Source organism: Nocardia asiatica NBRC 100129 (genome assembly GCF_000308415.1).
GTDB lineage: Bacteria > Actinomycetota > Actinomycetes > Mycobacteriales > Mycobacteriaceae > Nocardia > Nocardia asiatica.
Genome location: NZ_BAFS01000056.1, coordinates 15,262 through 39,665, shown reverse-complemented (window position 1 = coordinate 39,665; position 24,404 = coordinate 15,262). Strand labels below are relative to the sequence as shown.

20 protein-coding genes are annotated in these 24,404 nt (G+C 70.7%); 7 read left to right on the top strand and 13 right to left on the bottom strand.

From position 1 onward, the window contains the following. From mmsB to ON27_RS06120, 5 genes are all read right to left on the bottom strand, one after another. On the bottom strand, positions 1-807 hold an 807-nt coding region (gene mmsB, locus ON27_RS06140; protein ID WP_043720743.1), incomplete at its 3' end, for a 3-hydroxyisobutyrate dehydrogenase. After that, a complete protein-coding gene (locus ON27_RS06135) occupies positions 807-1,871 on the bottom strand; it encodes an enoyl-CoA hydratase/isomerase family protein (RefSeq protein ID WP_043720740.1) in 1,065 nt (354 codons plus the stop codon). The genes mmsB and ON27_RS06135, both read right to left, overlap by 1 nt. Before the next feature lie 220 nt (positions 1,872-2,091). Beyond that, a complete protein-coding gene (locus tag ON27_RS06130; protein ID WP_043720737.1) occupies positions 2,092-3,231 on the bottom strand; it encodes an acyl-CoA dehydrogenase family protein in 1,140 nt (379 codons plus the stop codon). A gap of 5 nt (positions 3,232-3,236) precedes the next feature. Continuing rightward, positions 3,237-4,736, bottom strand: a complete 1,500-nt coding sequence (locus tag ON27_RS06125; protein ID WP_043720733.1) for a CoA-acylating methylmalonate-semialdehyde dehydrogenase — start codon at positions 4,734-4,736, stop codon at positions 3,237-3,239. Between the two features lie 177 nt (positions 4,737-4,913). Beyond that, positions 4,914-5,897, bottom strand: a complete 984-nt coding sequence (locus ON27_RS06120) for a DUF2157 domain-containing protein (RefSeq protein ID WP_043720730.1) — start codon at positions 5,895-5,897, stop codon at positions 4,914-4,916. A 169-nt stretch (positions 5,898-6,066) separates the two neighbouring features. Between ON27_RS06120 and icmF the strand changes: the two genes are divergently transcribed. After that, positions 6,067-9,285, top strand: a complete 3,219-nt coding sequence (icmF, locus tag ON27_RS06115; protein WP_043720727.1) for a fused isobutyryl-CoA mutase/GTPase IcmF — start codon at positions 6,067-6,069, stop codon at positions 9,283-9,285. Positions 9,286-9,370: 85 nt separating this feature from the next. Further along, positions 9,371-10,441, top strand: a complete 1,071-nt coding sequence (locus ON27_RS06110; RefSeq protein ID WP_051046264.1) for an amidohydrolase family protein — start codon at positions 9,371-9,373, stop codon at positions 10,439-10,441. 54 nt (positions 10,442-10,495) lie between these two features. On the opposite strand, the gene ON27_RS06105 is transcribed toward ON27_RS06110, so the two are convergent. The 3 genes from ON27_RS06105 to ON27_RS06095 form a co-directional block, all read right to left on the bottom strand. Continuing rightward, positions 10,496-11,293 carry a helical backbone metal receptor gene (locus tag ON27_RS06105; protein ID WP_280410892.1) on the bottom strand — a complete coding sequence of 266 codons (798 nt, stop codon included), beginning with the start codon at positions 11,291-11,293 and terminating at the stop codon, positions 10,496-10,498. A 268-nt stretch (positions 11,294-11,561) separates the two neighbouring features. Further along, entirely contained in the window at positions 11,562-12,329 is a 768-nt protein-coding gene (locus ON27_RS06100) for an SWIM zinc finger family protein (protein ID WP_043720722.1), read from the bottom strand. Continuing rightward, on the bottom strand, positions 12,326-15,133 hold the full coding sequence (locus ON27_RS06095) for a DEAD/DEAH box helicase (protein ID WP_043720719.1): 2,808 nt from the start codon (positions 15,131-15,133) through the stop codon (positions 12,326-12,328). The genes ON27_RS06100 and ON27_RS06095 overlap by 4 nt, the downstream gene beginning before the upstream one ends. A gap of 150 nt (positions 15,134-15,283) precedes the next feature. Here ON27_RS06095 and ON27_RS06090 point away from each other — a divergent pair, with 150 nt between their 5' ends. Next, positions 15,284-15,646, top strand: coding sequence for a hypothetical protein (locus tag ON27_RS06090; RefSeq protein WP_043720715.1), 363 nt, complete (start codon positions 15,284-15,286; stop codon positions 15,644-15,646). A 17-nt stretch (positions 15,647-15,663) separates the two neighbouring features. On the opposite strand, the gene ON27_RS06085 is transcribed toward ON27_RS06090, so the two are convergent. After that, positions 15,664-16,482, bottom strand: a complete 819-nt coding sequence (locus tag ON27_RS06085; protein WP_043720711.1) for a sulfurtransferase — start codon at positions 16,480-16,482, stop codon at positions 15,664-15,666. Between the two features lie 174 nt (positions 16,483-16,656). Here ON27_RS06085 and ON27_RS06080 point away from each other — a divergent pair, with 174 nt between their 5' ends. Beyond that, positions 16,657-17,859 (top strand): benzoate/H(+) symporter BenE family transporter, encoded by a 1,203-nt coding sequence (locus ON27_RS06080; RefSeq protein ID WP_043720707.1) that lies wholly within the window; start codon positions 16,657-16,659, stop codon positions 17,857-17,859. Between the two features lie 135 nt (positions 17,860-17,994). Here the strand turns inward: ON27_RS06080 and ON27_RS06075 are convergent, their stop codons facing one another. After that, positions 17,995-18,801: an SDR family oxidoreductase gene (locus ON27_RS06075; protein ID WP_043720703.1), complete on the bottom strand. Its 807-nt coding sequence runs from the start codon at positions 18,799-18,801 to the stop codon at positions 17,995-17,997. Between the two features lie 126 nt (positions 18,802-18,927). Continuing rightward, complete coding sequence (locus ON27_RS06070) at positions 18,928-19,428, bottom strand: Lrp/AsnC family transcriptional regulator (protein WP_043720699.1); 501 nt, start codon at positions 19,426-19,428, stop codon at positions 18,928-18,930. Between the two features lie 150 nt (positions 19,429-19,578). On the opposite strand from ON27_RS06070, the gene pdhA reads away from it, so the two are divergent. The 3 genes from pdhA to ON27_RS06055 are packed head-to-tail and all read left to right on the top strand — an operon-like array spanning position 19,579 to position 23,009. After that, on the top strand, positions 19,579-20,691 hold the full coding sequence (pdhA, locus tag ON27_RS06065) for a pyruvate dehydrogenase (acetyl-transferring) E1 component subunit alpha (RefSeq protein WP_043720696.1): 1,113 nt from the start codon (positions 19,579-19,581) through the stop codon (positions 20,689-20,691). Next, positions 20,688-21,671, top strand: a complete 984-nt coding sequence (locus tag ON27_RS06060; protein WP_043720692.1) for an alpha-ketoacid dehydrogenase subunit beta — start codon at positions 20,688-20,690, stop codon at positions 21,669-21,671. The genes pdhA and ON27_RS06060 overlap by 4 nt, the downstream gene beginning before the upstream one ends. A gap of 30 nt (positions 21,672-21,701) precedes the next feature. Beyond that, entirely contained in the window at positions 21,702-23,009 is a 1,308-nt protein-coding gene (locus ON27_RS06055; RefSeq protein WP_043720689.1) for a dihydrolipoamide acetyltransferase family protein, read from the top strand. A gap of 18 nt (positions 23,010-23,027) precedes the next feature. Here ON27_RS06055 and ON27_RS06050 read toward each other — a convergent pair whose 3' ends face one another. Together ON27_RS06050 and ON27_RS06045 are read right to left on the bottom strand one after the other, a co-directional pair. Continuing rightward, positions 23,028-23,450: an acyl-CoA thioesterase gene (locus tag ON27_RS06050; protein ID WP_245559809.1), complete on the bottom strand. Its 423-nt coding sequence runs from the start codon at positions 23,448-23,450 to the stop codon at positions 23,028-23,030. Beyond that, positions 23,447-24,400 (bottom strand): AraC family transcriptional regulator, encoded by a 954-nt coding sequence (locus tag ON27_RS06045; RefSeq protein ID WP_043720684.1) that lies wholly within the window; start codon positions 24,398-24,400, stop codon positions 23,447-23,449. Before ON27_RS06045 ends, ON27_RS06050 begins: the two co-directional genes overlap by 4 nt. Positions 24,401-24,404 lie beyond the last annotated feature (4 nt).

Here is a 24,404-nt window from a genome sequence, read left to right as displayed (position 1 = left end):
GTAGATCGCGGCGGCCAGCAACCCGAGCTGGCCGTCGACATTGTTCTCGTGCAGCGCGTTCGCGGCCAGACCCAGGTCTTTCGCCATCAGGGCGGTGGCGAAACCGGGCTGGTAGTCGTTGTTCGCCGGGCTGGTCGGCACCGGGCCGGGAACCGGGCAGTAGCTGGTCAGCGCCCAGCTCTGGCCGGAGGCGGTGGAGACCACGTCGAAGAACGACTGATGGCTCAGCCCCAGCTTCTCGCCCAGCACCAACGACTCCGACAGCGCGATCATCGAGACGCCCAGCAGCATGTTGTTGCAGATCTTCGCGGCCTGGCCGACGCCGGAGCCGCCGCAGTGCACGACCTTGCCGCCCATCACCTCGAGCACCGGGAGCGCGGCCGCGAAGTCCTCGGCAGCGCCGCCGACCATGAAGGTCAGCGTGCCCGCCGCGGCGCCCGCCACACCGCCGGACACGGGTGCGTCCAGCGCACGGTGCCCGGCCTCGCCGGCGCGTTCGGCCGCGAGTTTGGCATCGGCCACGTCGATGGTGGAGCAGTCGACGAACAGCGTGCCCGGCGCGGCGACCGGCAGCAGCTCGGCGTAGACGTCCAGGACGAGCTTGCCGTTGGGCAGCATCGTGATCACGATGTCGGCCGCGGCGGCCTCGCTGGCCGCGCCGACCACGACCGCGCCGTCGCGCTCGGCCTGCTCCCGCGCCGCGGGCACCGGGTCGAAGGCGAGCACCTCATAGCCCGCCCGCACCAGATTGGCCGCCATCGGCCCGCCCATATGGCCCAGGCCGAGGAAACCGATTCGCTTGCTCATCACGCCACCTCCGGGGTCGTCAGACCCAGCTCTCGATCGCCCAACTCGGTGAAGTACGCGTCCACCTGCGCGTCCGTGACCGCCTCCAGCGTCGCGGGCGACCAGTGCGGGTCGCGGTCCTTGTCGATGACCTGGGCGCGAATGCCCTCGACCAGATCGTGCGAGGCCAGCGACGCGATGGAGACCCGGTACTCCTCGTTCAGCACCGCCTCCAGGCTCGGCGCGGTGCGCGCCGCACGCAGCGAACGCAGCGTGACCTTCAGCGCCACCGGGGATTTCGCCAGGATCTCGGTGGCCGCCGCTCGCGCGTCCGGCGCGTCGTGCGCGTGCAGCCGCGCGACGATCTCCTCCACGGAATCGGCCGCGTAGCAGGCATCGATCCAGCTCTGCCCGGCGGCCAGCGCCGACTCCGGCGCGTCCGTGGCGAACTTGGCGATCGCGATGTCGGCGCTCTCCGAGCGCAGCGTCTCCAGCAGAGCGGGCACATCCGCGGAGGCGACGAAATAGTCGGCGAAGCCCGCCGTGATGGCGTCGCCCGCGCTCATGCGCGCGGTGGTCAGCGCCACGTGCGTGCCGATCTCACCCGGGGTGCGCGCGAGCAGATACGTGCCGCCGACGTCCGGGACGAAGCCGATGCCCACCTCGGGCATGCCGATCTTGGACCGCTCGGTGACGATCCGGTGGCTGCCGTGCCCGGAGAGCCCGACGCCGCCGCCCATCACGATGCCGTCCATGACCACCACGTACGGCTTCGGATAGCGCCCGATCAAGGCGTTGAGCACGTACTCGTCGCGCCAGAACCGGCCGGTCGGCGAATCCGCGCCCGCCGCGCCGCCTTTCGCGTCCGCGTGGATGGCGACGATGTCGCCGCCCGCGCACAGGCCGCGTTCCCCCGCGCCGGTGACGACCACGGTGCGCACCGCGTCGTCCTCGGCCCAGGCGCGCAGCGCGTCGGTGATGGCGAGCGCCATCGAGTGATTCAGCGCGTTGATGGCCTTGGGCCGGTTCAGCGTGATCAGGCCGAGCCCGTCGCGCTGTTCGAGAAGAACTTCCGGTTCGCTCATGCTCTGTCCTTTCCGGCACGAGCGGGGCCCTGCGTGGTCACGCTGCGCTGCCGCCTCCGGGCCTGACCGCTCATGCTGTAACTACTGGCGGCACGAGCGGGGCCCTGCGTGGTCACGCTGCGCTGCCGCCTCCGGGCCTGACCGCTCATGCTGTAACTACTGGCGGCACGAGCGGGGCCCTGCGTGGTCACGCTGCGCTGCCGCCTCCGGGCCTGACCGCTCATGCCGCTCCTACCAGTGAGCGGGCGACGACCACCCGCATGATCTCGTTGGTGCCCTCGAGGATCTGGTGCACCCGCAGATCCCGGACGATCTTCTCCACGCCGTACTCGGTGAGGTAGCCGTAGCCGCCGTGCAGTTGCAGCGCCTTGTTGGCCACCTCGAAACCGGCGTCGGTGGCGAAGCGCTTCGCCATCGCGCACAGCTCCACCTTGTCCGGCGCGTCCGCGTCCAGCGCCGCGGCGGCCCGCCACAGCAGCGTGCGGGCGGCCTCCAGTTCGATGCGCATATCGGCGAGTTCGAACTGCAGCGCCTGATTGCGCAGCAGCGGCTTGCCGAACGCGTGCCGCTCGGCCAGGTACGGCACCGTCTTGTCCAGCGCCGCCTGCGCGCCGCCCACCGAACAGGCCGCGATGTTGAGCCTGCCGCCGTTGAGTCCGTTCATCGCGATGCGGAAGCCGTCGCCCTCCGCGCCGAGCCGGTTCGCCGCCGGGACCCTGGCATCGGTGAAGATCACCTGACGGGTCGGCTGCGCGTTCCAGCCCATCTTCTTCTCGTTGGCGCCGAAAGTGATGCCCGGTGTCTCGGCGGGCACGATGAACGCCGAGATGCCGCGCGCCCCCGCGTCACCGGTTCGCGCCATCACCACGTAGACGTCGGTGGCGCCCGCCCCGGAGATGAACTGCTTGGCGCCGTTGAACACGTAATCGTCGCCGTCGCGAACGGCTTTGGTGCTCAGAGCCGCCGCGTCCGAACCCACCCCCGGCTCGGTGAGGGCGTAGCTGGCCAGCAGCTCCATCGAGGTCAGCCGGGGCAACCAGTGGTTGCGCTGGCTGTCGTCGCCGTAGCGGTCGACCATCCACGTCGCCATGTTGTGGATGGAGATGTAGGCGGCGATGGCGGGGCAGCCGGTGGCCAGCTGCTCGAAGATGCGCACGGCGTCGAGCCTGCGCAGCGCCGAACCGCCCACGTCCTCGCGCACGTAGATGCCGCCGAGGCCGAGCGGGCCCGCCTTGCGCAGCACGTCCACCGGGAAATGCTTCTGCTCGTCCCATTCCAGCGCGTTCGGGGCGAGGAATTCGTCGGCGAAGCCGCGGGCGGTGTCGCGGATCGCCTTCTCGTCGTCGTCGAGTGCGAACATCCGCGTCAGTCCATGGTCGGGATGACGAACGCGTTGCTCTCCTTGAGGCCGGAGGGCCAGCGCTGGGTCACCGTCTTGGTCTTGGTGTAGAAGCGGATCGAATCCGGGCCGTGCTGGTTCAGATCGCCGAAGCCGGAACGCTTCCAGCCGCCGAAGGTGTAGTACGCGATCGGCACCGGGATCGGCACGTTGATGCCGACCATGCCGACCTGCACGCGCGCGGCGAAGTCGCGGGCGGTGTCGCCGTCGCGGGTGAAGATCGCGACGCCGTTGCCGTACTCGTGCTCGTTGGCCAGCCGCAGCCCCTCTTCGTAGTCCTTGGCGCGCACCACGCTGAGCACCGGCCCGAAGATCTCTTCCCGGTAGATCCGCATCTCCGGAGTCACCTTGTCGAACAGCGTCGCGCCGACGAAGTAGCCGTCCTCGGCGCCCTCCACGACCAGACCGCGTCCGTCCACCACCAGTTCGGCCCCCTCATCGATGCCGATCTGGACGTAGTTGTTCACCCGGTTCACACCGTCCTGACCGACCAGCGGGCCGTAGTCGGCGCCGGGATCGTCGGACCGGCCGACGTTGAGCTTGTGCACCCGCTCAGTCAACTTCGCCACCAGGCGATCGGCGGTCTCCGCGCCGACCGGGACGGCCACCGAGATGGCCATGCAGCGCTCGCCCGCGGACCCGTAGCCCGCGCCGATCAGCTGGTCGGCGACGTCGTCGAGGTCGGCGTCCGGCATGACGATCGCGTGGTTCTTCGCGCCGCCGAAGCACTGGGCGCGCTTGCCGTTCGCGGTCGCGGTCTCGTAGATGTACTGCGCGATCGGGGTGGAGCCGACGAAGCCGACGGCCTTGACGCGCGGATCGTGCAGCAGCGTGTCGACGGCTTCCTTGTCGCCGTTGACCACGTTGAACACACCGGCGGGCAGCCCGGCCTCGAGGAACAGCTCGGCCAGCCGCAGCGGCACCGAGGGGTCGCGCTCGGAGGGCTTGAGCACGAAGGCGTTGCCGGTGGCCAGCGCGGGACCGGCCTTCCACAGCGGGATCATGGCCGGGAAGTTGAACGGGGTGATGCCCGCGACGACACCGAGCGGCTGGCGCATCGAGTACACGTCGATGCCGGTGCCCGCGCTTTCGGTGTACTCGCCCTTGAGCAGGTGCGGGATGCCGACGGCGAATTCGACGACCTCCAACCCGCGCTGGATGTCACCCTTGGCGTCGGCGATGGTCTTGCCGTGCTCGGAGGACAGCAGGGCGGCCAGCGAATCCATCTCGTCCTGCACCAGGGTCAGGAACTTCATCAGCACGCGCGCCCGCTTCTGCGGATTGAACGCGGCCCACACCGGCTGCGCGGCCTCGGCGTTCGCGATGGCCGCTTCGACCTCGGACTTGCTCGCCAGCGGCACCCGTGCCTGCACCTGGCCGAGGTTGGGATCGAAGACGTCGCCGAAGTTGCCGGAAGCGCCCGGCACATGCTGTCCGCCGATGAAATGGGTGAGTTCGCGAACCATGCCAGTCCTGTTCTCGTAGCGATCGGGACACCGCGATGCGGTATGCGGTCATCCTATAGTTGGATGTCCAAGCAATCGCAGTGCCGCCGGGCTGATGTGATTCATCCCACGTCGCCGGATCGCGTGATCGGCCCGGCTCACGGACCGGCCATACGAGGCGTGCGGACGACCTGCGGCCTATGCCTTCGATATCGACACGGCCGATTCGACTTCCTTCTCCCGGCGCGGGCGCGCGAGCCGGTAGCCGCCCAGTGCGAGCGTGATCGCGCCGATCGCGACGACCACCGCCGCCGCGCCCAGCGAGTCGCCGGTCCAGTCCGACACCGCCTCGCCCGCCGCCACCGCGATCGCGACGCCACCCCCGACGACCAGCACCGCCGACCGCTGGGTCGCGTACAACGCGAAGCAGATCAGGGCCACCAGCGCCGTGATCCCGTAGGCCCAGCTGCGGCCGTCGACGTCGAGACTCTGCGCGGCCGCGACGGACGTGACGATCGCGATCAGGTATCCGACCCGAAGATCGCTCGCGGCCCCGAGCCGGGTCAGCGCGAACCATGCGCCACCGAGCAGCAGCACCGCCACGCCGCCCCAGATGTCGTCGAGACCGATCACCTCGGTCAGCAGCCCCGCGACGGCCGCGGGCACGAAGCAGGCGCAGACCAGCATGCCGACGACCGAAGGAAGCGCCAGGTAACCGAGCACCGCGATCACCGCTCCCGCCGTACACGCGAAAACCCACGCGGCATCCGACCCGCCGTCCTCCAGGGCCGTGCCGACGGACCCGGCGAGCGCGACGGAACCCAGCGCGAACAGCGCGGCCGCCAGCCGGGCGCGGGCGCTGTGCGCGCTCGCGCGACCGGCCGAGATCCCGGTGAGCAGAACGCCCCCGAGCAGCAGCCCGGCCGCCACGACGGCGAGCAGGCCGACCCGGACCGGCCGTCCGAGATCTTCCCAGGACGAGGCCGCCACCAGCACGATCCCGCCGAACAGCAGACCGGCTCCGACGTACGCCGCGATCTCGGCGAGCACTTTTCCGCGCGCCACCGCCGACGCCCGTTCGGCGGCGAGCGCAGCGAGCACCGCGTCGGCCTGGTCTCGGGTCAGCACGCCCTCGGCGACCAGCCGCCCTATTGCGGTCCTCGCCCTGTCCTCGCTCGCCATGCGCCCAGTATGTCCGAGTCCACCGACCGGGCAACGGGATCGGTCATCGCACAACGGGCGTAACCCGATCGCCGCGACCCGCCGCAACGCTGGCGATGTGATCGCAGTCACCGTAGGATTAGTTTGACGTCCTAGTATCGGGCGCCAATGGACTCGCCGGAGGACTTCCGTGGCCGACAGCAGCGCGCTCTACGCACCCACCCATCCCGTTCGTTTCGTCACGTCCGCGGCACTGTTCGACGGGCACGACGCGGCGATCAACATCATGCGCCGTATCCTGCAGAGCCAGGGCGCGGAGGTGATCCACCTCGGCCACAACCGCTCGGTCAGCGAAGTGGTCGACGCGGTGCTCACCGAGGACGCCCAAGGCGTCGCGGTCAGCTCCTACCAGGGTGGCCACGTCGAGTACTTCGAATACCTGGCCGACGCGCTGCGGAAGGCCGGAGCCGACCACGTGCGGATCTTCGGCGGCGGCGGTGGCGTGATCGTCGCGGAGGAGATCGCGCGCCTGGCCGCGTGCGGCGTGACCATCTTCTCCCCCGAGGACGGGCAGCGCCTCGGCCTGCCGGGCATGATCAACCAGCTGATCCGCGCCTGCGACATCGACCTCGCGGCCGAGCCGCCGGTACCGGACGCGGTGCTCGCCGGCGAGCGCGCCGCCCTGGCCCGCGTCATCACCTGCCTGCAGGCGGGCACGCTGCCGGAGCAGGACCGGCGCGCGCTGACCGACGCCGCGTCCGCGCGCACCGTGCCGGTGCTGGGCATCACCGGCACGGGCGGTTCCGGAAAGTCCTCGCTCACCGACGAATTGGTGCGCAGGCTGCGCTCGGACCAGCAGGACAAGGTGCGGGTCGCGATCCTCGCGGTGGACCCGACCCGTCGCCGCGGCGGCGGCGCGCTGCTCGGCGACCGTATCCGGATGAACGCGCTCGACGGCGAGCACGTCTTCTTCCGCTCGCTGGCCACCCGCGGCGGACGGGAACTGCCGGACAACGTCGATCTCATCGTGACCGCGTGCAAGGCAGCCGGATACGACCTGGTCGTCCTGGAGACGCCCGGCATCGGTCAGGGTGACGCCGCGGTGACCGACCACGTCGACGTGTCGATGTACGTGATGACGCCGGAATTCGGCGCCGCCTCCCAGCTGGAGAAGATCGACATGCTGGATTTCGCGGACGTGGTGGCGATCAACAAGTTCGAGCGCCGCGGCGCGGCCGACGCGCTGCGCGACGTGGCCCGCCAGCTGGTCCGCAACCGGGAGGACTTCCACGCCGCGCCGCAGGACATGCCGGTCTTCGGCACCAGCGCGGCGACGTTCAACGACGATGGCGTGACGGCGCTCTACCAGCACTTGACGGGACTGCTCGCCGGCCACGGCCTGCGGCTCGAGCCCGGCGCGCTGCCCCGGGTGGACACCCGGACCTCCACGCGCTTCGCCCAGCTGATCCCGCCCGCGCGGGTGCGCTACCTGGCCGAGATCGCCGAGACCGTGCGCGGCTATCACGCCGAGACCGCCGCCCAAGCGCAAGCGGCGCAACGGCTGCAACGCCTCGAGCAAGTGGCGGCCGAACTGCCCGGCGACACCGCGGTCGCCGAACTGGCCCAGCGCGCCCGCGCCGACCTGACGCCCGCGAACGCCGCACTGCTGGCCGAGTGGCCCGCGCTCGCCGAGTCCTACCGCGGGGACGAGCAGGTGGTGCGGGTGCGCGACCGGGAGATCCACACCCCGCTGCGCCGGGAGACTCTGTCGGGCAATTCGATTCCGCGCGTCGCGCTGCCTCGCTTCACCGATCACGGAGAGCTGCTGCGCTTCCTGCGCGCCGAGCACCTGCCCGGCCGGTTCCCGTTCACGGCGGGAGTGTTCCCGTTCAAACGCGACAACGAGGACCCGGCGCGCATGTTCGCGGGTGAAGGCGACCCGTTCCGAACCAACCGCCGGTTCAAGGTGCTCAGCGAGCATTCCGACGCCAAAAGGCTTTCCACCGCGTTCGATTCGGTGACTCTCTACGGGCACGATCCCGCCGAACGGCCCGACATCTACGGCAAGGTCGGCACCTCCGGGGTGTCCATCGCCTCGCTCGACGACATGAAGGTGCTCTACGACGGTTTCGATCTCACCGCCCCGACCACCTCGGTGTCGATGACCATCAACGGCCCCGCGCCCACCATCCTGGCCTACTTCCTGAACACCGCGATCGATCAGGCGCTGGACCGCTTCGCGGCCGCCCAGGGACGGCCGCCGACCGACGACGAGGCGGCCGAGCTGCGCGCGCGGACGCTGGCCACGGTGCGCGGCACGGTGCAGGCCGACATCCTCAAGGAGGACCAGGGCCAGAACACCTGCATCTTCTCCACCGAGTTCAGCCTGCGCATGATGGCCGACATCCAGGAATGGTTCGTGCGCAACGGCGTCCGCAATTTCTACTCGGTGTCGATCTCCGGCTACCACATCGCCGAAGCGGGCGCGAACCCGATCAGCCAGCTGGCCTTCACCCTCGCCAACGGGTTCACCTACGTGGAGGCCTACCTCGCGCGCGGCATGCACATCGACGACTTCGCGCCGAACCTGTCGTTCTTCTTCTCCAACGGGATGGACCCGGAATACTCCGTGATCGGCCGGGTGGCCCGGCGGATCTGGGCGGTCGCCATGCGTGATCGCTACGGCGCCAACGAACGGTCGCAGAAGCTGAAGTACCACATCCAGACCTCCGGCCGGTCGCTGCACGCGCAGGAGATGAACTTCAACGACATCCGCACCACGCTGCAGGCGCTGATCGCGATCTACGACAACTGCAACAGCCTGCACACCAACGCCTACGACGAGGCGGTGACCACCCCCACCGAGGAGTCGGTGCGCCGCGCGCTGGCCATCCAGCTCATCATCAACCGGGAGTGGGGGGTCGCGATGAACGAGAACCCGCTCCAGGGCAGCTTCCTGGTCGAGGAGCTCACCGATCTGGTCGAGGAGGCGGTGCTGACCGAGTTCGAGCGGATCAGCGAACGCGGCGGCGTGCTCGGCGCGATGGAGACCGGCTACCAGCGCGGCAAGATCCAGGACGAATCGATGCGCTACGAACAGCGCAAGCACGACGGTTCGCTGCCGATCATCGGGGTGAACACCTTCCGCAGCTCCCACGACGAGCCCCACCGGGAGCTGGAACTGGCGCGCGGCACCGAGGCGGAGAAGCAGTCGCAGTTGCGGCGGGTGCGCGAGTTCCAGCAGCGCAACCGAGACGCCGCCCACGCCGCGCTGGCCCGGCTCGAAGCCGTCGCCCGCACCGACGAGAACATCTTCGAGGTCCTGATGGAGGCCGCGCGGGTGTGCACGCTGCAGCAGATCACGGACACGTTCTTCACCGTCGGAGGGCAATACCGCCGCAACGTGTGAGCGGGGGCCGGGTTCGGCGGCCCGGCACGCGCGGGGCGTGTGACAATCGCCCGAGCAAACCTTCGGCGTGGTTGGGATGGCAGACATGGACCTCTCGGAAATTCGGATCATCGACGCGCACATCCATCAGTGGGATCCGTTCACCACACCCCGGGATTTCAGCGCCCTGGCGAAACTGTTCCGGCTGCTTCCGGTCCCGGTGGACGCGGCGAAGCGCCTCGCGCCGCGGCGCGATCGCGAGTTCGTCGGAGATCCGGTCGCCTACCTGCGGCCCTACCTGCCGTTCGACTATCGCGCCGACGCCGGGAACGCGCCGATCGAAGTGGTCGCGCACATCGAAGTCGAATGGTCACAGCCGGGACCGCTGGGCAAGGCCGGGGAGACCGCGTGGGTGGCCGGGCTGCCGCTGGACACGGCGCCGCGCCTCGGCGCGATCCTCGCGGGCGGCGATCCGGCGGCGCCAGGGTTCGCCGAACTGCTGGACGCGCACGCGGCCGCGTCACCGCTGCTGCGCGGCGTTCGCACGATGGTGGCCCACCACCCCGATCCCGGCGTGCGGTCGTTCACCGACACGCCCGGCAAGCTCACCACCGAAGCGTTCCTCAACGGCTTCGCCGAGCTGGCCGAGCGCAACCTGTCGTTCGAAGCATGGGTGTACTCGCACGCCATTCCCGACGTCACCGCGCTGGCCGAACGTTATCCCGAGGTGCCGATCGTGCTGAACCACCTCGGCACGCCCGCGGGAATCTTCGGCGGGGTCGGCAAACACACCGGCACACACCCCGGGTTGCGCCGGGAACTGCTGGTGCGGTGGCGCGACGACCTCGCCGCGTTGGCCGCCCGACCGAACGTGGTCGCGAAGGTGAGCGGTCTGATGATGCCGATTCTGGGTCATCCGATCCCGCCGCGCGGCACGCCGACGCCCGTGCCGCAACTGCTCGACCGGATCGGCCCGCTGGTCGAGCACGCCCTGGACGTGTTCGGCGCGGACCGACTCATCTGGGGCTCGAACTTTCCCGTGGACAAGCCGGTCACCAGCATCGCGAACAGCATCGAGGCTGTCGCGACCGCCGTCACCGGCCACGGCGGCGGACCAGCGGAACTCGAGCAGGTCTTCCGGACCACGGCGCAGCGCGTCTACCGGATCGCGGACTGAAAACGGCGAGTCGACGGTCTTCGCCGCCGCGTTCGACCAGGCCACCTCGTTCGATCACGACCGCGGCTCAGCCGCGCGGGCCAGTTGCGCGGTGAGCGTGCCGCGAGCGGTCGCCAGTGACGGCCCGTACCAGGTGAGCGCGCGACCCTCCACCAACGCGACCGGGATTCCGGGGAACGCGTCGGGTCCATCGGATTCGGTGAAGACATACGGCTCATCCGGAAGCACTGCCAACTCGACACCCGCGGTCAACTCTTCCTCGCTGACACGCGGATAGCGATCGGGACGATCGGCGTGCACCAGCCGCAGTCCCAAGCGACACGCGATGTCGCCGGTGAACGTGTTCCGCCCGACCACCATCCACGGGTTGCGCCAGATCGGGATCACGGCGGCGCGTGGAGGCGCCGGAGGCGTTGGCGTCCAAGCGGTTTCGGCCTCGGCAAGCCACGCCGGGACTCCGATACCCAGCGCTTCCGCGCAGAGCCGGGTGAGCGAGACGATGGCCTCGTCCACGGTCGCTATCTCGGTGACCCACACCGGTATTCCCGCCGCACGCAGGCGTTCCACGTCGATGCGGCGGTTTTCCTCCTTGTTGCACAGCACCAAGTCGGGCGCGAGTTCGGCGATGCGCCGCACGTCCGGGTTCTTGGTGCCGCGGACCCGCTCGACCGCCAGATCCGCGGGGTGCGTGCACCATTGCGTCGCGGCGACCAGGACGTCCGGACAGGAGTGCGCCACCGCCTCGGTCAGCGACGGCACCAGCGACACCACCCGGCGCGGCGGTGTGCGCAGCTCCACCGGAGTTCCGAGGTCGTCGCGGGGCAATCCGTCCACGGCGCTCCTGCCTGCCACCCGGTCAGCCTATCGCAGAACATATGCGCTGCTGGGCGCTCTTTCCGGGCCTGCGACGACCCGGCGGCATCCCGGCGGCGGCTCGCCAAGTTCGGCGCAAGGGCAGTGTGCGGGCGCTATAAGGCAGTTCCGGGCCGGGGCGAGCGGCGGGACACTGAATAAGGCACCCGGTATCGGGAAGTCTCCGGTCCCTTCGCTCCGCCGGTCCAGATCCCGCCCCGACAGTCCGGCGGTAACCGACAGCCCCGATGCTGGGTGCCCACCACCCTCAGCGGTCGAACCGCCGATACAGCGCGGTGAGTTCGCGCAGCCCCGCCGCGGCGATCGTCTCATCGGCCGAGGTCATCCGCAGCGCCTTGCGCAGCAGCACCGGATCCAGATCATCCGGCGCGGGCCGGAATTCGGCAGAGGGCAGATCCGGCAGCGGAATGTCCGCACCGTACGGGTCGTCGGAGACGGGAGGTTCCGGCTCGCGCTCGATACCGCCGATCAGTGTGTCCAGGTCCAATCCGCGCAGGGTCAGGATCTCGCGCGGGTGTTCGTCGAGCCGCTCGGCCAGTAGATAGCAGACCGCGGCCACGTGCTTGCACGGCCAGCCCGGGTCGGGACAGGTGCAGGTGAAATCCAGCTCGGCCGCGGTGCTCGGCAGCAGCAGCGGCCCGAGCGCGGTCGGCAGCGCGCCCGAGGCGATCTCGGCGAGCATGCCGGGGGCCGAGCGAATGGTCTCGACGAGCTCCGCGATCTCCTCTTCGCGCAGCGGGCGCACGGTGAACGCCGCGGTGAACGGGCGCGGTTGGCTGCCCTGCACTTCCGCCGTCACCGCGCCGGGCTCGATCCGGTAGTTCACCACCTGGCCCGACCTGGCGTAGTTGCGGCCGCGCGCCAACCGGCCCGGCTCCGCCATCCGCTCGACCGACTCCACCAGCGCCTTGCCCCACCAGGTGCGCCCGAAGCCGCCGCGCCTGCTGCGGGCTTCCACTCCGCCGCGCACCGGCAGCTTCTTCCCGTACTCGGAGTAGTCGACGAAGGGACTCATTCGCCCACCGCCGCCGAGCCGAGGGTGAACAGGTCGCGCAATTCGTCGGTGCTCAGCTCGGTGATCCAGTTCTCCCCCGCGCCGACGGCCAGCTCGGCGAGTTGCCGCTTGCCGGTGATCATCTCGTCGATCCGCTCCTCGATCGTGTCCACGCAGACCAGCTTGCGCACCTGCACATTGCGCCGCTGGCCGATCCGGAACGCGCGATCGGTGGCCTGGTTCTCCACCGCGGGATTCCACCAGCGGTCCAGGTGGACCACATGATTGGCGGCGGTGAGATTGATCCCGGTACCGCCCGCCTTGAGCGACAGCAACATCAGCGGCGGCCCGTCCGGCGCCTGGAACCGGGCGACCATCGCGTCGCGCTTCTGCTTCGGCACGCCACCGTGCAGGAACGGGATCGCCGCGCCGAATCGCTCGGCGAGATACGGCACGATCAGCTCGCCGAATTCGCGGAACTGGGTGAACAGCAGCGCCTTCTCGCCGTCGGCGAGCACCGCCTCCAGCACGTCTTCGACCAGAGCCAGCTTGCCCGATCGGTGCGCGCCGCGGTGCAGCACGCTCGACCCGTCACCCAGGAATTGCGCCGGATGGTTGCACACCTGCTTGAGCCGGGTGAGCGCACCCAGCACGGCGCCCTTGCGCGCCATGCCCTTCGCCTCCTTGATCCTGGCGAGCATGTCGTCCACCACCGCTTGGTAGAGGGCCGCCTGCTCGACGGTGAGATTGGCCCGCACCGTCATCTCGAGTTTCTCCGGCAGGTCGCTGATCACCGTCGGATCGGTCTTCACCCGGCGCAGCACGAACGGCTGGGTGAGCCAGCGCAGGCGGCTGATCGCGTTCTGGTCGCGTTCGCGTTCGATGGGCACCGCGAAGCGCGCGCGGAACGACTGCGGGCTGCCGAGCACCTTCGGCATCGCGAAATCCATGATGGAGCGCAACTCCTCCAACCGGTTCTCCACCGGGGTGCCGGTGAGCGCCAGCCGATGTCGCGCGCGCAGTGCCCGCGCCGCCCGCGCCTGCCGCGTCCCCGCGTTCTTGATGTGCTGGGCCTCGTCCAGGACGACGCGGGCCCAGTCCTGTCTGCCGAGTTCCTCGGCGTCGCGCGCCAGCAGCGCGTAGGTGGTGACCACCAAGTCAGCGACGGCGATCGTCTCGTCCAGCTCGCCGCCGGCCCGCCGCCCCGCGCCGTGATGCACCCACACCCGCAGGTCGGGGGCGAATCGCTCCGCCTCGCGCTGCCAGTTCCCGACCACCGACATCGGGCACACCAGCAGGGTCGGGCCGGGCGGCTCGGCCGTCTCGCGCTCGTGCACCAGCAAGGCGAGCACCTGCACGGTCTTACCGAGCCCCATATCGTCGGCCAGGATCGCGCCGCACCCCATCCGGCTCATGGTGGCCAGCCAGGCCAGGCCGCGTTCCTGGTAGGGGCGCAGCTGGGCCTTCAGCCCGACCGGGGTGGCGACCGCGACCGGCTCGCGGGCGCGATCGAGCAGGTCAGCCGCCCAACCCGAAGCCGTGACCTCGGTGATCGGCACCTGTGGCACGCGGGAGACCGCGATCTCGCCGAGCATGTCCGCGAAGGTGACCGGCGAGTCGTCGGTGTGCGCGGCCACGTACCGGGCCGCGGCGGCGAGCGCCTTGTGATCGGCCTGCACCCATTGGCCGCGCAGCCGCACCAGATCGGACTTGCCGTGCACCAGACGCCGCATCTCGGCGGCGGTCAGCACGAGGTCGCCGAGGGCAAGCTCCCAGCGGTAGGAGACCAGGCCGCGCAGGCCGACGGCGCTCTCCGCGGCGGGCACCGCGCTTTCCACGCGCAGCCGCATGCTCGGTTCCACGACACTCCACGCGCGCGGCAGCAGCAGCCGCACTCCCGCGGCGTGCAGGGCGTGCGCGCCGTGCGCGACCAAGTCCTGCACCACCTCGGTGGGCAGCAGCAGATCCATGCTGTGCGGATCGCTCGGCAGGTCGCGCAACCTCGGATACGCCCGCTGGGCCGCGCCGAGCTTGTCCACCGCGACGCGCACGAGATTCGGGTCTTCGTGCAGCGGCACCGTTCTGGGCGCTTCGCCGGTGACGCGCAAGCAGACCTCCAGCCGCCACAGCGCCACCGCCTCGTCGGCGACGCCGAGTTCGCCATCCGGCTCGAGCAGGCGCAGCACCAGTTCCGGTTCGTCGCCGGTCAGGCTGGCCCGCCATCGTTCCAGCACTTCGGCGACCTGATGGCTGCCGTTGTCCAGCGGAGTGTCCCTGGCCAGCGCGGCCAGCAAGGGGTGCGCCGAGTCCGGCAGATCGGCCAGCGCCCGCGCGATCGGGTCGGTGAGCTCGGTGACCATGTCGTCGAGCAGCGCCGTGGGACGCCCGGCCACGCGCAGGGCCTGCGGCATGGCGACCGACAGTTCGGCCAGCCAGGCGCGTTGCCGCTCGCCGCCGACCAGCCGCCAGCGCACCCACCACTGGCCGTCCGCACGGTGCAATTGCGGCACGACACGCCCGGCGCGCACCCAGCGCTCGATGCCACGGGCGACGTGCGCGAGGAAGCGCAGATCCGCCGAGACCAGCTCGGCGGGCAGCCACTGCCGCAGGACCGCGACGGCCGCGGCCGGAGCCAGCGCGTGCGCGCGAACCCGCTCGGTCTCGGCGACGCCGTTCGCGATGACCAGGACCTCGGCACGGTGCCGGAACTTCGACGCCCGCAACATGCCGCCCAGCGGATCGGGGAACTCGGTGGGCGTGGCGGCGACCGGCGAGTCGTGCCAGAGCAGCAACCCGGAACCCGGCGACCACAGTCCGTGCAGCATCAACCCATCCAAGCAGGCCGGTACGACACGACCGCGCCCACGGCGGCCCGACCGTTGTGGATTTCCGCGCGATACCGGGACATACTGGGATATCCGCAGGTCATCGCGGAATTACCGCAGCTTTGTGACAAGAGAAGCGGAGGAAGCAGCATGACGATCCTGCTCCAGGTTCTCGAGCAGAGCTTCACACCGACGACCGCGTGGGAACGGCGCAAATTCACCTTCGTGCACACCGACAAGATCGTCGGGATGCGGCTCGACGGCCAGTGCGGCGTATGGCTGGACCTGTCGCGACCGGGCGAATCCCAGCGGCTGGCCCGCACCGCCGACCCGCGCGAGGCGATCACGTTCCTGCTCACCGTCTTCGCCAAGATCGCCGAATGCGAGGAGCGCGGCGGCTCGTGGGTGATCGGGCACGACGGAACGCGTATCGAGTCGATCGCGGCCACCCGGTTCCCGCCCCGGGCCAGCGAGGTCGCCGACGACGACCTGCTGGCTCGCGCCTGGCTGTAGGGCTCGCGAACCCGCGGCTAACTGCCCGTCGCGACCGGCCGCTTGGGATCGTTCGACCACTGCGACCACGACCCGGGATACAAGGCCGCCTCCAGGCCCGCGACGGCCAGCGCCGCGACCTGGTGGGCGGCGGTCACGCCCGACCCGCAGTACACGGCCACCGGCCCGGGCCCGAAGCCGTCGAAACGCTCGCGCAGCTCCCCCGGCTCGCGGAAGCGCCCCTCGGCGTCGAGATTGTCGGCGGTCGGAGCGCTCACCGCGCCGGGAATGTGCCCCGCGCGAGGATCGATCGGTTCCACCTCGCCGCGGAAGCGCTCGCCCGCCCGCGCGTCCAGCAGCACGCCCTTCCAGCGCGCCGCCGCGTCGGCGTCGATCACCGGCAGGTGCCCGGGGCTCAGGACCACATCGCCCGGCTCCGGGTCCGGTTCGGCTCCGGTCGCGACCGGCTCGCCCGCTGCGGTCCAGGCGGGCAGCCCGCCGTCGAGGATGCGCACGTCGGCGATACCCGCCCAGCGCAGCAGCCACCAGGCCCGGGCGGCGGCCATGCCGCCGGTCGCGTCGTAGACGACCACCGGGTCGCCGTCGCACAACCCCCAGCTGCGCGCGCACTTCTCCAGCTGCGCGAGATCCGGCAGCGGGTGCCTGCCCCGCGCGGGTGAGGGCGGCGCGGCCAGTTCGGTTTCCAGGTCGACGAACACCGCGCCGGGGATGTGGCCGGCGAGATAGTGCTGCGGCCCGTCCGGGTCGCCCAGCGCCCAGCGGACATCCAGTAGGCGAAGCCGCTTGTCCGCCAGGGCTTCCCGCAGCTCACCCGGTGAGATCAGTACCGCGCTCAACTCAGCTCCTCGTCCCGAATCGCGTCCTCGCGCACCGACTCCCCCACCCTACGCATCCGGATGTGCCGATGCGGCCATACTCTCGTGTCGCGCGTCACGCCCCGGTCCAAGTCAGGCCAGTTTCGCGGCACTGGCAGGCGACACACCCGCGTGACCAGGGGCAATATCCGACCGATGTCGAACGCCTCTACCACCCCCGCGAACGCGACGCGCCAATCGGAACGGTCGGCGACCGGACTGGCGACGCCGCTGGGCGCGGGCGCGGTGACGGCGCTCGTGGGGTTCACCAGTTCCTTCGCCGTGGTGCTGAGCGGGTTGACCGCCGTGGGGGCGAGTCCCGCGCAAGCCGCGTCGGGTCTGCTCGCGCTGTGCCTCACCCAGGCGCTCGGCATGATGGCGCTGAGCTACCGCTACCGGATGCCGATCACGCTGGCCTGGTCGACGCCCGGCGCGGCGCTGCTGGCCGGGACCGGTGCGGTGGCGGGCGGCTGGCCCGCCGCGATCGGGGCGTTCGTGGTGGCGGGCGTCCTGATCGTGGTGACCGGACTGTGGCAGCGGCTCGGCGCGCTGGTCGCCGCGATCCCGGCGGAGATCGCGCAGGCCATGCTCGCCGGAGTGCTGCTGCCGCTGTGCCTGGCCCCGGTGCGGGCAGTGCAGACCAGTCCGGCGGTGGTGGTGCCGGTGATTTTGGTCTGGCTCGTGCTGCAACGCTACGCCCCGCGCTGGGCCGTGATCGCCGCGTTCGCGACCGCCGCGGCCGGCGCCGCGATCAGCATCGCGGTGCAGCACCGGCGCCTCGACCTGGCGGCCATGGCTCCGCGCCTGGAACTGACGCTGCCGCACTGGAGCTGGCAGGCGCTGATCGGGGTGGCGATCCCGCTCTACATCGTCACCATGGCGTCGCAGAACATCCCGGGCACCGCGGTGCTGGCCTCGTTCGACTACCGGGTGCCATGGCGCGCGGCGATGACCGTCACCGGCCTCGGCACCATCGCCGGAGCGCCCGCGGGCGGCCACGCGATCAACCTCGCCGCCATCAGCGCCGCGCTCTCCGCGGCCCCGGCCGCCCATCCCGACCCGAAGCGGCGCTGGATCGCGGCTTTCACCGCGGGCGTGCTCTACCTGCTGCTCGCGCTGGGCTCCGCCGCCCTGGTCACGCTGATCGCGGCCGCCCCGGCCGGAACGCTGGAAACGGTCGCCGGTCTGGCCCTGCTGGCGACCCTGGCCGCGTCGCTCGGCGCGGCGCTCAGCGGCGAGCACCGCGAGGCGGGCGTGGTGACCTTCGTGATCGCCGCGTCCGGGGTCGGCTTCGCCGGCATCGGTGCCGCCTTCTGGGCGTTGCTCGCCGGACTACTGGTACGGAAAGTGTTGCGCTAGCGGCGATGAGGCCAGCCGGGCGAAGGCCGTCAGCCGCGCCACACCCGAGCAGAACCGAGACACCCGCCGACCGAACACAGCCGGGCCAAGCCGGTCCACAGGACATACCGCGCCCAGCGAAGGCGTGACAGCCGCCTATGTCCGCAGGGCAGCCTGGAAGCGGCGCATTCCGTCGATCCAGCGGTCGTAGTCGGAGCCCTTGTGGCGGTACATCTTCAGCACCTCGGGGTGCGGGAGGATCAGGAAGCGCTCCTCGGCCACCCCGGCGAGCACGACGTCGGCGACCTCGTCCGGTGACAGCACCGCACCCGCGCTGGTCACGGCCTTCACCGCCAGCTCCGCCTCGGCGGCGTGTTCCGGCGGGACCAGACCGCCGTGCAGCAGTCGCGTGTCCACCCCCATCGGGCACACACAGCTCACCCGGATTCCCCGGTCGCCGTATGTCACCGAGAGCCATTCCGCGAAACCGACGGCCGCGTGCTTGGACACCGCGTAGGGCGCCGATCCGAGCTGGGTGAGCAGCCCCGCCGCGGACGCGGTGCCCACGAAATAGCCGCTGCCGCGCTCCAGCCATCCGGGCACCAGCAGCCGCGCGGCGCGGACATGCGCCAGCACGTTGACGTCGAGCGCGGCCGCCCACTGCTGGTCGGTGCTGTCCAGGCCCGCGCCGCCACCGATGCCCGCGTTGGCGAAATACAGGTCGACGGGACCGAATTCGGCCTCGGCGCGCTCGATCGTCGCGCGGATCACCGCCTCGTCGGCCACATCCCCGCTGACCGCGACCGCACCGGGGCCGAGAGATTCCGCGACCTCGGCCGCGCTCGCCGCGTCGAGATCGGCGAGCACCACGCGCGCACCGGTGGCGACGAGCCGGCCCGCCAGCGCCGCCCCGATCCCCGCGCCCGCCCCCGTGACAATGGCAACTTTGCCCGAAATCTCCATCTCCGCACCCTAGCGGGAGGCCGACTGGGAAACCCTGCCCCTGGTCGTTCGAAATGCTGTTCCGGTACGAAGCCCAGCGGCGACCACGCGCCCGGGGCGGGTCGCGGCCGGGCAGCACCCCTCAGGTCAAGGCATTCGGCTCGCATTCGCCAGCCGATCCAGCAGCGGAGCCGTGCGCGGCCCGACCAGCTCACGCATCACCAGGGCCATGTTGGTCCGCTCCACACCCGGAATCTTGAGGATCTGCCCGGCGATGCGATACAGATCGTCGGCGTCCTGCGCGACCACGCGCACGGTGAGGTCGGTGAGTCCGGTCATGCCGCACACCTCGGTTACCTCGGGCACCTCGGCGAGCTCGTCCACCACCGAGTCCAGCCGGTGCTGGTCGACGACGACGGCCACGAACGCCGCGAGCGGATAACCGAGCGCGCGCGGCTCCACGCGCCGCTCGAAGCTGCCGAGTACGCCGCCTGCCTCCCACCGGGACAACCGCGCCTGCACGGTGTTGCGGGACAAACCGAGCCGGGCGGCCAGCTCGACACCCGTCGCCCGGGGATTGGCGACCAGTTCCAGTAACAGCCTGGCGTCGGTGGCGTCCAGGCTCACGCCGACGTTTTCTCTGGTCATACCACGCAGTATGACATCAGGCGGCGGGTCGTAATTGAGCATTCTGCCCATGCGCCGGTCGACCACTTGCGCAGTTCGCATTCAAGGGGATGCTGTGAGGTAGGACACATCTTCTTGTGTCGCCGCGACCTGGTGAGGAGGCGATCACCCATGCCGGCCGAGTCCGAATACCCGGTGCAGTTGGTGCAACCGGACGGTCGCCGCGTCCTCGATCCCGAGCACGCCGCGCTGGTCGCCGACGTCGGCCCGCGGCAGCTGCGGGCACTGTACGAGGACATGGTGGTCACCCGCCGGATCGACACCGAGGCCACCGCGTTGCAGCGGCAAGGCCAGCTCGGGCTCTGGGCGCCGCTGCTCGGGCAGGAAGCCGCGCAGGTCGGTTCCGCGCACGCGCTGCACCCCGACGACTACGTGTTCTGCGGCTATCGGGAGACGGCGGTCGCCTATTGCCGTGGTGTGCCGCCCACCGATCTCACCCGTCTGTGGCGCGGCGCCGCGCACCATTGCTGGGACCCGCACGCGGTGAACATGACCAATCCCAACATCGTGGTCGGTTCCCAGGGGCTGCACGCGACCGGCTACGCCTTCGCGGCGCACTTGGACGGCGCCGACATCGCCACCATCGTCTACTTCGGCGACGGCGCGAGCAGCCAGGGCGACCTGGCCGAGGCGCTGGGATTCGCCGCGAGCTGGAGCGCGCCCGTCGTGTTCTTCTGCCAGAACAACCACTGGGCGATCAGTGAACCCGTGCGGGTGCAGAGCGCGACGCCGATCGCGCGCCGCGCCTACGGCTACGGCATGCCCGGCAGGCAGGTCGACGGCAACGACGTCCTCGCCGTGCTCGCCGTGACCAGGCAGGCGGTGGCCAGGGCGCGCTCGGGCGGCGGCCCGTCGTTCATCGAGGCGCTCACCTACCGGATGGGCCCGCACACCACGGCCGACGACCCCACCCGCTACCGTTCGGCCGCCGAGACCGAGCAATGGGCGCGGCGCGATCCGATCGACCGGGTCCGCAAGCTGCTCGAGCGCGAGGGCCACTGGGACGACGCCTTCGAAAGCAGCGTCGCCGAGCGGGCGCACGCGGTCGCGCGAGCGCTGCGCGACGCGACCGTCGACATGCCCGATCCGGCACCGGCCGAGCTGTTCGACCACGTCTACACCACCCCGCACCCGCTGATCACCGAACAGCGGAGGGCGTACGCGGAGTACCTGGCCGGCGATCCCGGCGGGTCCGCCGCACGAGGAGAAGGAGTCCCGCGATGATCACCACCTTCGCAGGCGCGCTCAACACCGGCTTGCGCCGCGCGCTGGAGGACGATCCGAAGGTCTTGCTGATGGGCGAGGACATCGGCCGCCTCGGCGGGGTTTTCCGGGTGACCGACACTTTGCAGAAGGACTTCGGCGACAATCGCGTCATCGATACGCCGCTGGCCGAATCCGGCATCGTGGGGACAGCTTTCGGGATGGCGCTGCGCGGCTACCGGCCGGTGTGCGAGATCCAGTTCGACGGCTTCGTCTATCCCGCCTTCGACCAGATCGTCTCGCACGTCGCGAAGATCAACTACCGCACCAAGGGGAAAGTCAACGCGCCCTTGACCATTCGCATCCCATTCGGCGGCGGCATCGGATCGGTGGAGCACCACTCCGAGTCCCCCGAAGCCTATTTCGCGCACACCGCGGGCCTGCGGGTCGTGACGCCGAGCAACCCGGCGGACGCGTACGCGATGATCCGCCGGGCGATCGCGCTGAACGACCCGGTGATCTTCTTCGAACCCAAGCGCAGGTACTGGGACAAGGCCGACGTCGACTTCGCCGCGCTCGACCGGGACGGCGGGCTGCCGCTGGACCGCGCGCGCGTATGCGTCACCGGTTCGGACGCGACCGTCGTCGCCTACGGCGGGACCGTGGCGACCGCGCTGTCGGCCGCGCGGCTCGCCGCGCGGGAAGGACGCGCGCTGGAGGTGATCGACCTGCGCAGCCTCTCGCCGATCGACTTCGACACCATCGAGGAGTCGGTGACGAAGACCGGGCGGCTGATCGTCACCCACGAGGCGCCGGTGTTCGCCGGGCTCGGCGCCGAGATCGCCGCCCGGATCACCGAGCGCTGTTTCTACCATCTGGAGGCGCCCGTGCTGCGCGTCGGCGGATTCGACATCCCCTATCCCCCGGCTAAGCTCGAGAAGCACCATTTGCCCGATCCCGATCGCATTCTCGACGCGGTCGACCGTTCCCTCGCCGCGTGAGGCGGGTTCGCCGTAGTGAGAGGTGCTCACGTGGAAGATCCTTCGGCGTCCGTGCTGGAGTTCCGGCTCCCCGACCTCGGGGAGGGCCTGACCGACGCCGAACTGGTGTCCTGGGCGGTGGCCATCGGCGACACGGTGGAGTTGAACCAGCCCATCGCCGACGTGGAGACCGCCAAGGCAGTGGTGTCGTTGCCGTCGCCGTTCGCGGGCCGCGTGGTCGAATTGCTCGCGCGGCCGGGCGACACGGTGGCGGTGGGGGCGCCGCTCATCCGCGTGCAGCCGGCCGCCGGAGCCGAAAGCCCGGAGTCGAGCCACAACTCGGTATTGGTGGGCTATGGCCCGGAGCAGGAAGCGACATCTCGGCGGCGGCCTCCCGCGAGCGACGCACGGCATGCCGGGGCGCAGACCGAGCCGCACGAGTCGCGACCACCGGCCCCGGCGCTCGGTGCGACGCGCCCGGCGGCGACGCCCGCCGCACGCCGGCTCGCGCGCGAACTCGGCATCGACCTGTGGTTCGTCGCGGGCTCCGGGCCGGGTGGCGCGGTCACCGTCGACGACGTGCGCGGCGCGGTGCCGGTCTCCCCGCCGCGTCCCGCCGCGCCCGCCGTCACGGACCCCGGCGTGGCCCGTCCCGCCGCGCGCGAGGAGCGCACTCCGATCAGCGGCATCCGCAAGCGCACCGCGGCGGCCATGCTGCACAGCGCGCGAACCATCCCGCAGGCCGCCACCTTCGTCACGGTGGACGCCACCGCCTCGATGGAACTACTCGATCACCTGCGCGGCACGAAATCTTTCGCGGGACTGACCTTGACGCCGCTGCCGCTGGTCGCCAAGGCGGCGCTGGCCGCGCTCGCCGAGTTCCCCGGCATGAACGCCTGCTGGGACGAGGCCGCGCAGGAGATCGTCACCAAGCACTACGTGAATCTGGGCATCGCGGTGGCCACCGACCGCGGTCTGCTGGTGCCGAACATCAAAGACGCGCAGGCCCTGAGCCTGCGCGAGCTCACCCGGGAGATCGGCTGGCTGGCCGACACCGCCCGCGCGGGCGGCGCCACGCTCGCCGAACTACGGGGCGGCACGTTCACCATCACCAACGTCGGGGTGTTCGGCGTGGACGCCGGTGTGCCACTGGTCAATCCGGGCGAGTCCGCGATCCTGTGCCTCGGCGCGATCGGCAAGCGGCCATGGGTGGTCCGCGACGAGATCGCGGTGCGGTGGGTGACCACGCTCGGCGTCGGCTTCGACCATCGCATGATCGACGGCGAACTCGCGGCCCGCTTCCTGGCCACCACCGCCGGCTTCCTGGAAGACCCGCTCACGCTGCTCAGCCGGATATGAACTCCCCGCCCGCGTGGGTCACTCCGTGACGAGCCCGGCCGCGGCGGCGCGGATGACCTCCGGGATCTCCACCGGCTTGCGGGTCTCGGCGTCCACGTAGACGTGCACGAAGACGCCGGTGGCGGCCAGCTCGAGCGCGCCGTCGGCGTCGCGGAAGATGGCCAGGTCGTAGGTGATGCTGGAGCGGCCGAGCCGGGAGACGCGCAAGCCGACCTGCAACTGGTCGGGGAAGCTGAGCGAGCCGAGGTACCGGCAGGAGGTCTGCGCCACCACCCCGAGGGCGGGCAGCTCGCGGATGTCGGTTCCGGTGGCGTGCATCAACCACGCGTTGACCGCGGTGTCGAAGTACGAGTAGTAGGTCACGTTGTTCACGTGCCCGTAGTGGTCGTTGTCGGCCCATCGGGTCGGCACCGGCCAGAGCACCGGATACTGCTGCGTCACCCGGCCGACGATAGCTCAGGGGCGGCGCTGCCCTGCCGGTGGTCGCGCGGGGAGACGCCGAAGTGCCGTTTGAACGCGGTGCTGAGCGCGAAGGCGCTGCCGTAACCGACCTGGCGGGCGATGGCCTCGATGGTGGCGTCGGACTCCTGGAGCAGATCGGCCGCCAGCGCCAGCCGCCATTCGGTGAGGAACGCCATCGGCGGCTCGCCCACCAGGTCGGTGAACCGCCGCGCCAGCGCCGCCCGCGACACCCCCACGGCCTCGGCCAGGCCCGCGACCGTCCATCCGTGCGCCGGATTGTGCTGCAGCAGGCGCAGGGCCTTGCCGACCAGCGGGTCGCCGTACGCGTGATACCAGGCGGGCGCGCCCTCGCGGGCGAACCAAGCGCGCAGCGCCGCGATCAGGACCAGATCCAGCAGGCGGTCCAGCACCGCGCTCTGCGCGGGCTCGTCCTTGGTCACCTCGTCGACCAGGATGTCGAGCACGCGGCTGTCGAAATCGCCGCGCTGCAAGACGAGCACCGGCGGGAGCGCGCGCAGCAGGCGCTGGCTGGCCGCGCCCGCGGACTCGTAGGTCCCGGTGACCATCAGGGTGGCGCCATCCGGGTCGGTCCCCCATTGCCGGACACCCAAACTCAGTGTCTCGCAGAGGATTTCGCCCTGCGGCGTCTTCGTGACCTGGCCGGGGTGGATGACGATCTGCGGTGCGGTCGCCGGGTCGTCGGCCACCGTGTACGGCGCGGGCCCCCGGAAGATCGCGACGTCGCCCGCGCCCAGCTGTCGCGGCGCGCCCTGGTCGGTGAGTATCCACGCGCCGCCGCGGATCATCGACAGCACGGTCAGCGGGGCCTCGTCCTGGATGCGCAGCGACCACGGCGGATCCAGCAGCGAACACATCAGGAACGCGCCGCGGGCGCGTGGACCTTCGAGCAGACTGGCGAGCGCATCCACCCTC

Coding starts and splice junctions, on each gene's coding strand:
- pdhA (WP_043720696.1), top strand. CDS start 19,579: ATGCCGGCCGAGTCCGAATACCCGGTGCAGTTGGTGCAACCGGACGGT.
- ON27_RS06080 (WP_043720707.1), top strand. CDS start 16,657: ATGTCGAACGCCTCTACCACCCCCGCGAACGCGACGCGCCAATCGGAA.
- ON27_RS06070 (WP_043720699.1), bottom strand. CDS start 19,428: ATGACCAGAGAAAACGTCGGCGTGAGCCTGGACGCCACCGACGCCAGG.
- ON27_RS06100 (WP_043720722.1), bottom strand. CDS start 12,329: ATGAGTCCCTTCGTCGACTACTCCGAGTACGGGAAGAAGCTGCCGGTG.
- ON27_RS06110 (WP_051046264.1), top strand. CDS start 9,371: ATGGACCTCTCGGAAATTCGGATCATCGACGCGCACATCCATCAGTGG.
- ON27_RS06135 (WP_043720740.1), bottom strand. CDS start 1,871: ATGAGCGAACCGGAAGTTCTTCTCGAACAGCGCGACGGGCTCGGCCTG.
- ON27_RS06075 (WP_043720703.1), bottom strand. CDS start 18,801: ATGGAGATTTCGGGCAAAGTTGCCATTGTCACGGGGGCGGGCGCGGGG.
- ON27_RS06130 (WP_043720737.1), bottom strand. CDS start 3,231: ATGTTCGCACTCGACGACGACGAGAAGGCGATCCGCGACACCGCCCGC.
- ON27_RS06095 (WP_043720719.1), bottom strand. CDS start 15,133: ATGCTGCACGGACTGTGGTCGCCGGGTTCCGGGTTGCTGCTCTGGCAC.
- ON27_RS06120 (WP_043720730.1), bottom strand. CDS start 5,897: ATGGCGAGCGAGGACAGGGCGAGGACCGCAATAGGGCGGCTGGTCGCC.
- ON27_RS06090 (WP_043720715.1), top strand. CDS start 15,284: ATGACGATCCTGCTCCAGGTTCTCGAGCAGAGCTTCACACCGACGACC.
- ON27_RS06125 (WP_043720733.1), bottom strand. CDS start 4,736: ATGGTTCGCGAACTCACCCATTTCATCGGCGGACAGCATGTGCCGGGC.
- ON27_RS06060 (WP_043720692.1), top strand. CDS start 20,688: ATGATCACCACCTTCGCAGGCGCGCTCAACACCGGCTTGCGCCGCGCG.